11 protein-coding genes are annotated in these 7,450 nt (G+C 42.7%); 8 read left to right on the forward strand and 3 right to left on the reverse strand.

Annotated features, from left to right (window positions below; genetic code table 11):
- The 8 genes from B4K20_RS03820 to B4K20_RS03855 form a co-directional block, all read left to right on the forward strand.
- On the forward strand, positions 1 to 279 hold a 279-nt coding region (locus B4K20_RS03820; RefSeq protein ID WP_289281945.1), incomplete at its 5' end, for a chemotaxis protein CheB.
- A 1-nt stretch (position 280) separates the two neighbouring features.
- The gene (locus tag B4K20_RS03825; protein ID WP_289243207.1) at positions 281 to 1,021 is read left to right on the forward strand and encodes a flagellar motor protein; all 741 of its coding nucleotides are present in this window, start codon (positions 281 to 283) and stop codon (positions 1,019 to 1,021) included.
- 10 nt (positions 1,022 to 1,031) lie between these two features.
- Positions 1,032 to 1,931, forward strand: coding sequence for a flagellar motor protein MotD (gene motD / locus B4K20_RS03830; protein ID WP_289281946.1), 900 nt, complete (start codon positions 1,032 to 1,034; stop codon positions 1,929 to 1,931).
- Positions 1,932 to 1,933: 2 nt separating this feature from the next.
- Positions 1,934 to 2,722 carry a ParA family protein gene (locus B4K20_RS03835; RefSeq protein WP_289281947.1) on the forward strand — a complete coding sequence of 263 codons (789 nt, stop codon included), beginning with the start codon at positions 1,934 to 1,936 and terminating at the stop codon, positions 2,720 to 2,722.
- Positions 2,715 to 3,473 (forward strand): chemotaxis protein CheW, encoded by a 759-nt coding sequence (locus B4K20_RS03840; RefSeq protein ID WP_289281948.1) that lies wholly within the window; start codon positions 2,715 to 2,717, stop codon positions 3,471 to 3,473. Before B4K20_RS03835 ends, B4K20_RS03840 begins: the two co-directional genes overlap by 8 nt.
- Positions 3,474 to 3,554: 81 nt before the next feature.
- Positions 3,555 to 4,028 carry a chemotaxis protein CheW gene (locus B4K20_RS03845; RefSeq protein WP_286303954.1) on the forward strand — a complete coding sequence of 158 codons (474 nt, stop codon included), beginning with the start codon at positions 3,555 to 3,557 and terminating at the stop codon, positions 4,026 to 4,028.
- A 12-nt stretch (positions 4,029 to 4,040) separates the two neighbouring features.
- Positions 4,041 to 4,226, forward strand: coding sequence for a hypothetical protein (locus B4K20_RS03850; RefSeq protein ID WP_289281949.1), 186 nt, complete (start codon positions 4,041 to 4,043; stop codon positions 4,224 to 4,226).
- Between the two features lie 30 nt (positions 4,227 to 4,256).
- Positions 4,257 to 4,628, forward strand: a complete 372-nt coding sequence (locus B4K20_RS03855) for a DUF2802 domain-containing protein (RefSeq protein WP_286303952.1) — start codon at positions 4,257 to 4,259, stop codon at positions 4,626 to 4,628.
- On the opposite strand, the gene B4K20_RS03860 is transcribed toward B4K20_RS03855, so the two are convergent.
- The 3 genes from B4K20_RS03860 to B4K20_RS03870 form a co-directional block, all read right to left on the reverse strand.
- On the reverse strand, positions 4,625 to 6,442 hold the full coding sequence (locus B4K20_RS03860) for a putative bifunctional diguanylate cyclase/phosphodiesterase (protein WP_289281950.1): 1,818 nt from the start codon (positions 6,440 to 6,442) through the stop codon (positions 4,625 to 4,627). The two genes, B4K20_RS03855 and B4K20_RS03860, sit on opposite strands and share 4 nt — an antisense overlap.
- Before the next feature lie 186 nt (positions 6,443 to 6,628).
- The gene (locus B4K20_RS03865; RefSeq protein ID WP_286303950.1) at positions 6,629 to 6,922 is read right to left on the reverse strand and encodes an EscU/YscU/HrcU family type III secretion system export apparatus switch protein; all 294 of its coding nucleotides are present in this window, start codon (positions 6,920 to 6,922) and stop codon (positions 6,629 to 6,631) included.
- The coding region (locus B4K20_RS03870; RefSeq protein WP_289281951.1) for a flagellar hook-length control protein FliK at positions 6,919 to 7,450 on the reverse strand (532 nt) is incomplete at its 5' end. The genes B4K20_RS03870 and B4K20_RS03865, both read right to left, overlap by 4 nt.

The following is a 7,450-nucleotide window of genomic DNA, read 5'->3' on the forward strand; positions in this document are numbered from 1 at the left end:
GGGGATGTGAAGGAGACCTATAAACCCTGTGTCGATTTAACATTTGACTCTATTGCACACATCTGTGGTTCAAAAACGTTAGCGGTGATTTTAACGGGTATGGGTAGTGATGGTCGTAATGGCTGTGAAAGTATCAAGAAAAAAGCCGGCAAGATCTGGGCTCAAGACCAGCAAAGTAGCACGATTTATGGCATGCCTATGGCAGTGGCCAAAGCCGGATTAGCTGACAAAATATTGGATATTAATGAAATTGGCCGTCAACTGGCGGAATTGAGTTGATATGGATATTTTAAGTATCCTCGGTCTGATAGTCGGTTTTGGTGCCATATTAGTGGGCCAGTACCTTGAAGGCGGTCATATCGACACCATACTGAATGCCGTTGCATTATTAATCGTTATGGGAGGGACGCTCGGTGCTGTGATGCTGCAAACCCCAATGAGCACTTTTCTTCGTGCGATGCGTATGTCTTTATGGATTATTAAGCCCCCCAAATTATCGGCTCATCAGCAACTAGAAAAAATACTGGAATGGAATCAGGTCGCTCGTCGGGAAGGCTTAATCCGATTAGAGTCTATGGCGATTGATGAATCTGACCTTTTCACTCAAAAAGGTTTGCAATTGATTGCTGATGGCATTGAACCAGAAGTGCTGCGAGAAGTATTAGAAAACGACCTGGATATTCAAGAGTCGGATGATTTTCAGGCAGCAAAAGTGTTTGAAGCTATGGGTGGCTACTCGCCGACTATCGGTATTATTGGCGCAGTAATGGGATTAATACATGTCATGGGTAATCTCGCCGATCCGGCCTCACTTGGCTCAGGAATTGCAGTTGCTTTTGTGGCTACCATTTATGGCGTTGGTCTCGCTAATTTATTGTTTTTACCCATAGGTAATAAGTTAAAAGCCCTGATTAATAAACGTAGTCGCCTTCAAATGATGTTAATCGAAGGTTTGATTGGTGTTGCAGACGGAGACAACCCAAGAAATATTGAAAGTCGTCTTCAGGCCTATTTAAATTAAGTGATGCTCTATGGCACGTCGAAAAAGACATGAAGAACATGAAAATCACGAACGTTGGCTGGTCTCTTATGCTGACTTTATCACCCTTCTATTTGCGTTTTTTGTTGTCATGTATTCGATTTCATCAGTGAATGAAGGTAAATATCGTGTACTTTCCGACACACTTGAAGCCGTATTTTCAGAGTCTGTTCGAAGTAAAGATCCAATACAAATTGGTGAAATCAGTCGAGGTGAAGGTGAAATTAAGCTTGAGCCTATAGCCCCTGTGCCGGTTATACCTGAAGAAGCACCTCTTCCTGAACTGAGCAATGAGATGCCTCTTACTGCGTCGGATAATGATATCCGAACGATCAACGATTTATCTCAGCAATTCACCTCCGCTTTATCGGACTGGATAGGCACAGAAGATGTAACCATTAAACAAGGTGAGGACTGGTTAGAGCTCGAAATCAAATCACGGGTGCTCTTCGAAAGTGGTGAAGCCAGATTGGCCCGACCCGCCATACCGGTACTTGGCGAGATTGCCAGTATTCTGCAAACATCGGCTAACCCTATCCAGGTCGAGGGCTTTACTGATAACAACCCGATCAATACTCCCCGCTTCCCTTCCAATTGGGAATTATCTGCTGCACGGGCTGCCAGCGTTGTTCACCTACTAGATAGATACGGTATCCAACCTGATCGCATGTCTGCTATTGGTTATGGTGAATACAAACCCATTGCCAGTAATGATACTGAAGCAGGTCGTCAAAAAAACCGTCGTGTTGTGCTCGTGGTATTAGGTAATGATATGAGTCGCCGTGACATCACTGTTTTTGAACACACTGATGCCTTGACTACTCCACAGGCCCCCACAGCCATCAGTAATGATGGCAGCCAATTAGGCATTGATAATAGAGGGGGACAATAATCATGGCCGTTTGGGCAGTGTGTAATCAAAAAGGTGGGGTAGCAAAAACCACGACAGTGGTATCGCTTGCCAGCTTACTTGCTCAACAAAGCGAACCAGTGCTTATGCTGGATCTTGATCCACATGGCTCCTTAACGACTTATCTTGGTTATGATCCAGACGCTATTGAAACCAGTATTTACACCTTATTTCAGCAGTTAGATAACACCCCTAAAGAAGCGATTTTAAAAAGTCTGAAGAAAACACGTCATGACAATATTTTCTTGTTACCTGCCTCTACAGCTATGGCCACACTTGACAGACAACTTGGCGCGCAACAAGGTAAAGGCTTAGTCATACGAAAAACTCTCAGCTTTTTCAAAGATCGCTTTAAACACGTACTGATTGACTGTCCCCCAATGCTTGGGGTGTTAATGATCAATGCTCTGGCCGCCTGTGATAAGTTGGTTATTCCTGTACAAACAGAATTTTTATCGCTCAAAGGTCTGGAGCACATGCTACATACCGTATCGATGATTAATCATTCTCGACGTAGTGCTTTGCCTTATTTTATTGTGCCTACCATGCATGATGGCCGAACAAAAGCTGCAATAGATTGCCTTGCAGAACTGCATAAACGTTATGAAGAGAATGTCTGGAAAGGCTTTGTTCCAGTTGATATAGGCTTTCGTGAAGCCAGCAAACTTGGTCTCCCCTTACCTGAGATGGCCCCTGATAGTCCTGGCGCAAGCGCCTATCGGCAGCTATTGACCGTCTTGAGCGAGCCAGAAGTGAGTGTATCCAATGGCTAAGAAGCCTATTTACGATCAAAAAGACGCCCTGTCAGCCTATTTTAATGACATGTTGGCTGACTCACATACACGCCAGCCAATTGTTGAAAACAAAACTGAATCGCCTCCAGTATCGCCGTCATTGAAACAAAATATTGTGTTCCCAGTTGAAGAGTTGGCCGTCCCTGTTGATGCAGAGATATCAGCGCCAACACCTTTACCTCAACCTTCAGTCACGCAAAGTGAAGTAGAAACATCGTTAAATGTCACTGATGACAAAGTCGCGACTGAACAGGTACAAGACACGGATATTGACACGACTGATGCGATATCCTCGGACCAGATACAAACAGAGAATGCTGTACTCAAACTATTACTCTGCGATATTGGTGGAATAAAAGTGGCGATCAAAGTGGATGCTTTGGACAATATTATCCGTTGGCCAGAGAAGGATTTGAGTTATATTCCAGGACGTAAATCCTGGGAAGTCGCCTTATATAATGACAATGGACAAAATACCAATGTCATCGACATAAGAAAGCTCTTGCACTCACCTGAACAGACATCACCACTCAATGCCCATTACATATTACTGGTCAATGATCGTCGAACCGGTATTGCATGTGACACGATTGAGCAAATTATCAATAAAAACAATAATGAGATTAACTGGCGCAATGATACTCATCAGCGACCATGGTTTACAGGGGTACTGAGCGAGACAATGCACAGTGTTTTGGATATATCAGCCATTATCAAGGCGTTAGAGTGATAAAAATGGCATGAAGCCTGCATAATCTTTATCAACAGCTCGCTGTCATAAAAATGACAGCCATATCAGAAGGTCATAAAAATGAGCGAGAAAGATAACAGTAACGAAAATCCCATACTACAGTGGGTCACTTATCAACTTGAAGACGAATACTACGGTATCAACGTCATGCAGGTGCAAGAAGTCTTACGTATGACAGAAATCGCGCCTGTACCTGGTGCGCCACCGTATGTACTTGGCATCATTAATCTACGCGGCAATGTGGTGACTGTCATTGATACGCGGATGCGTTTTGGTTTAAGTGCCATTGAGCCTGATGACCGTGCACGCATCATTATCGTAGAAGTCTCCGGTCATGTGATCGGCATGCTCGTCGATTGTGTAGCTGAGGTGGTGTATTTACGCCAATCTGAAATTGATACCGCACCGAATGTCAGTGATGATAGCTCACGTTTTATTCAAGGTGTCTGCAAACGTGAGAAATATTTATTGATCTTAGTAGATGTCAATAAGTTGTTAAATGATGAAGAGATTGCTGATATCTCAGGTTTTTAAAGGGTAACGTTCATGGCTGATGATATTAATCCAATTCAGCCCACGACGCCCCTGCCGTTGAGTCATCCTGTGTCTGATGAGGATAAACCGGCCTCACAGGAACAGCACAAGAAGAAAAAAGACAAAGAACCACCTGAAGAAGAAAAGCCGCGTCCTAAAGAGGATGATAAAGGTGAATTTATTGATGAGTATGTATGAATTCAGACGGATGTCTGGGGAGTAAAGACAATGACTATTTTTGTCGTATTTACAGTGATGAGTGCCGTATTTCTGGTCATCGGTCTTGCCACTATGCGTCTGTTAAAACTGTATCAATTACAAACTAAGCGTATTCACGACCTTCAGAACCAAATTACTGCCTTGTGTGCTGGCGCAGCTGGTACAGATGAACGCATCCACAAATTTGAGCAAACCCTGGTTAAACTCAAAGATCACCAGCATAGTCTCGATTTGAATGCCAATCATCAGCCCGGTTATGACCATGCCATTCGTTTAGCCAAAAAAGGTGCTGATATCCAACAGCTGATTAATCACTGCAATTTGAGTGATGAAGAAGCTCACCTGATTACAACGTTACACGGACAACGTCACGTACATTAGCCCTTTGGTTTAGGAATCTTAGCGTTTGGTTTCCCCACCAAAAATCCTTGAACCATATCAACACCATAGCTTTTTAACAGCTCTAATGTGCTTTTTCTCTCAACAAACTCTGCGACCGTTTTTTTACCCAGGCTGTGTGCAATATCAATCATCGATTTCACAAGTTGCTGATCCACGGGATCATTATCTAAATCAGTAATGAATCCCCCATCAATTTTTAAGATATCAACAGGGAAGTGTTTCAGATAACTATAAGAATTAAAGCCTGCGCCAAAATCATCCAGTGCAAATCGACAACCCAAGGCACGTAAATCCGATACCATTTTTCTGGTCTGTTCAAAATTAGAGATAGCGTAAGTCTCAGTAATCTCAAACACAATCCGATTGGGATCAATTTGTGTTTGATTAAGTTTATCTCTGACTAGCTTAAATAAGTTCTCATCCAGAAATACATTGCCTGACAGATTAATGGCAAATGACAGGTTTTCTGGCATATTCACGATAAGTTCAAATACTTTCGCCACCACCCAGAAATCAATCTGATGAATCAGTCCCATCGATTCAGCAACGGGGATAAATTCTTTCGGATAGAAAATGACGTTACCTTCGCCACGCATACGGATTAAACATTCGTAGTGTGAGACTTGTTCAGTATCGAGAGAATAAATCGGTTGAAACTCTAATAAGAACAAACCTTCCTTCAGTGCAGCACGTATACGAGGGGCCCATTCCACACTATGACGCAAGGTATGCATTTCGCGATCTTCAGGGCTGTACAGGTGCACTCGATTACGCCCGCGCTTTTTGGCTGTATAGCAGGCTTGGTTAGAATGCGATAACAGTTCACCAACGGTGGTTGCATTATCTGCATCAATAATCTTCAAACCGATACTAGCCGATAGATGGTAATGGTGACCATGATGTTCAAAATCATAACCATCAAATAAATTTCGGAGCTCTTCTGCAAGCTCAATGGCAGTTTGTTTATCCGTATTATTGACCAGCACCGCAAACTCGTCTGATCCAATTCGTACCAGGATATCGTTGATATTAAAATAACGTCTCAGAGAATTAGCCACTTGTACCAGCAGAGTATCCCCTGCTTCATGGCCCTCAGCATCATTTAATACTTTGAAGCTATCTAAATCGATGTAAAAAAGCGCGCTCACGCTCATAAAATTACGCACCTGACTCAGAGTCATATCCAGTGCATTTTCAAGACGACGTCGATTCGCTAAGCCTGTTAAATCATCATGATTAACTGAAAACTGTAGGCGCGCTTCCATGACTTTAAGATTGGCCAATTCATCTTCAAGTTCTGTTTGTCGCTTAAACGTTTTATCACGCTCACGTTTGACTGCCAGAGCCGTCATGATAGCCGAAGGTAATGACTCTGCAGTCATAGGATGATAAAGCAGCGAGGTCACGCCATGCCCCAAATCCGTCAAAACCTGAGCATGATCCCAAACTGACTGTCTACAGAGTGAAATAATTGGAATTAGACGCCATTCATCAAACTGATCCATCACCAGACGAATATCTTGGGTAGAAATACCCGGTAAATCATCGTCCATTATCAACAGATCAATATCACATAAATCATTGTGGATACTCTGACGAAGCAAAAGCATGACGCCATCAGTATCTGTTGCACTTTCAATATGGGTGAAACCACTAATCTCGAGCAGGGTCTTGGTGAAAGCGGTCTCTGCTGGGTGTCGACCACCAATAATAATTTTTGCATCAAGGAGTTCTTTGACTGAGGCAACGCTAGCAGGAAGATCAGATTTCTGATCAAGCGCTATGTCACGCATCAACGTTTCCTTGATTTTATTTTTCATCAGATAGTGGAGCTACATTCAGTAGACCGGAAATTAAACATGCACTGACGATATCGGATATATATATTAAAATCAACACTTAATGTTAATTTTGTAATGCTAATTATAAAGTTTATGAGTCGCTCGAAACGAAATCTTCATACCTCAAAAGTATTTAGCTCAGTTTCCATTTTTATTTTCTCTTTTATTTACAGGAACTTTTCCTGATATCAGATAGGCGTAAGCAATCACTTCTGCTATCACCCGATAGAGCATCGGTGGAATTTCTTCACCCAAATTCAGTTCACTTAACATCTCGGTCAACAGCGCATCTTCACGCAAAGGAATATTGTGCTCCCGAGCAATCCGGATAATCTCTTCAGCAATATCCCCTTGACCACTCGCCGTGACAATAGGAGCATTCTCGCCATCATATTCCAGGGCAATCGCCTGTAATACATCCTTTTCACTCATACTGAAATATCCACAAGATAATCGTTCAAACGTGTCGTGTTTACGGGCGTTACCGGAGTAACAAGCGCCTGTCTACAACTCAGGTGATGAATGGAAAACCCCATCTCATTGAGTCGTCCATCTAAGTTATCTAAGTGACTTGAAAGTAAGTCTGCACTCTGCTGGCGTTCGGCCAAAATCACCACACTCACATTTTTGTCTTGCAGACTAATACGAGCCTGCATCGGACCTAAATTTTGCGTTTCCAGGTTCAACTGCACTTGCCACAGCACGGAGTCGTCATCTGTATTTTTGTTGGGAAAATGTTGCTCAACTCGCATTTGCAATAGTTCAAGTTGCTGCTTTTCTTTAACAGGTAAATCAAACAACCAGACATTCGCATTGGTATTCAAATCATTATCCTGCACCATCGATAATTGATTGAATTGAATTTTTGCACTGACCGATTCCACATCCTGTAACAAATCTCTCATCATCTGATACTCAATAGCACGTGTTACAGCTTGTTGAGCGTTTGCTGTCATATTC

Source organism: Methylophaga sp. UBA5088 (assembly GCF_002414625.1).
In the GTDB taxonomy this organism is placed as follows: domain Bacteria; phylum Pseudomonadota; class Gammaproteobacteria; order Nitrosococcales; family Methylophagaceae; genus Methylophaga; species Methylophaga marina.

Bases quoted from the DNA above. Each gene is read 5' to 3' on its own strand.
- B4K20_RS03825 (WP_289243207.1), top strand. From the start codon at position 281: ATGGATATTTTAAGTATCCTCGGTCTGATAGTCGGTTTTGGTGCCATA.
- motD (WP_289281946.1), top strand. From the start codon at position 1,032: ATGGCACGTCGAAAAAGACATGAAGAACATGAAAATCACGAACGTTGG.
- B4K20_RS03835 (WP_289281947.1), top strand. From the start codon at position 1,934: ATGGCCGTTTGGGCAGTGTGTAATCAAAAAGGTGGGGTAGCAAAAACC.
- B4K20_RS03840 (WP_289281948.1), top strand. From the start codon at position 2,715: ATGGCTAAGAAGCCTATTTACGATCAAAAAGACGCCCTGTCAGCCTAT.
- B4K20_RS03845 (WP_286303954.1), top strand. From the start codon at position 3,555: ATGAGCGAGAAAGATAACAGTAACGAAAATCCCATACTACAGTGGGTC.
- B4K20_RS03850 (WP_289281949.1), top strand. From the start codon at position 4,041: ATGGCTGATGATATTAATCCAATTCAGCCCACGACGCCCCTGCCGTTG.
- B4K20_RS03855 (WP_286303952.1), top strand. From the start codon at position 4,257: ATGACTATTTTTGTCGTATTTACAGTGATGAGTGCCGTATTTCTGGTC.
- B4K20_RS03860 (WP_289281950.1), bottom strand. From the start codon at position 6,442: ATGCGTGACATAGCGCTTGATCAGAAATCTGATCTTCCTGCTAGCGTT.
- B4K20_RS03865 (WP_286303950.1), bottom strand. From the start codon at position 6,922: ATGAGTGAAAAGGATGTATTACAGGCGATTGCCCTGGAATATGATGGC.